This is a genomic window from Sphingobium sp. YR768, assembly GCF_900111125.1.
GTDB lineage: Bacteria > Pseudomonadota > Alphaproteobacteria > Sphingomonadales > Sphingomonadaceae > Sphingobium.
In genome coordinates, this window is the sequence record NZ_FOGE01000087.1 from 1 (window position 1) to 1,040 (window position 1,040).

At 62.7% G+C, this 1,040-nt stretch carries 1 protein-coding gene; it reads right to left on the bottom strand.

Going from position 1 to position 1,040, the window contains the following annotated elements; all coding sequences use genetic code 11:
- Nucleotides 1-68: 68 nt before the first annotated feature.
- The coding region (locus BMX92_RS27625; RefSeq protein ID WP_093022796.1) for a hypothetical protein at nucleotides 69-1,040 on the bottom strand (972 nt) is incomplete at its 5' end.

A 1,040-nucleotide genomic window follows, 5' to 3' on the forward strand; every position in this document is an offset into this window, starting at 1 on the left:
GACAGTAGAAGGTCAGCGCGTCGTCCATCACGGCGGCGCGCACGATCACATTTTCTTCTTCATCCATGTCAGTTCACCGGTGCTGTTGTGAGGAATGGGTGGCCTGCGGCCAGGCTGTTTTGGATGCCCCATTTGTGGGCGAGATAGCCCTCGATCTTCTGCCGGTCGAAGGTCGACCCGCCGTTGGGCAACAGCGTCGGGTCGATGACGAGGACTTCAGATATCTTGCCGGCCAAACGGCTGGCCTTGTCGGTCGTGGCGCTGCCTACCAAGCCGAAAATGCCAAATTCTGTGACGGGACTGCCGCTGCCCAATGCAGCTGTACCCGATGGCGTGGCCCCGTTGATGCCGGCCCCCATCGTCGCACCGATGCTGGAAAAGAGGACCGCCTTCGTATCGATCGCCCAGGGCGCAACCTGGGCCGCGCCGCCGCCCGTCCCGGATGCCTGCACTCGAAAGCCTGTCTGGGCTGCGTCAGAGGACGGCAACAGGACAGAGGGATAGACCCTGTTACCAGCAGCATCGCCCGTCGAAACTAACGCCCGCAACGCCGTGGATGTATTGGTCGCGTCCTGCACGGCCCGCTCAGCCACAATGAAGAGCCATCGGTTGCCGGACAGGGTAGAGATCGGCCCGGTCAGGATAGGACCGTCATTGCCGCCGCCGCTAGACAGGCAAGGCCGGGTGGCGTCCCAGCCTGCCGAATTATAGGCCGGGCGCTTGGCTGCCGTCACCTGACCAATCGAGAGAGCGGCAACGCCGCGGTTCTTCCAGGCCGCCACTTTGTTATCAACCAGCGTGAGCGAGATAGTCGACGCTGCATCGAACCACCCGACCACCGCTGCTCCCAGCCGTTCCGGCGTCCAGGTCGCATCATACTCCGCCTGAAAGACGATCGTCCCTTTGATCCGGACGTTCCCGCCATTGGTCAGGTCGGCGGAGGTCGCATAGCGCCGTACCGGGCCGTTCCAGTAGAACCGGATATAATATTGGCCAGACGGCGTTTCCCCGGTCAGCGAGTAACCGCCCGTGGGATAGGT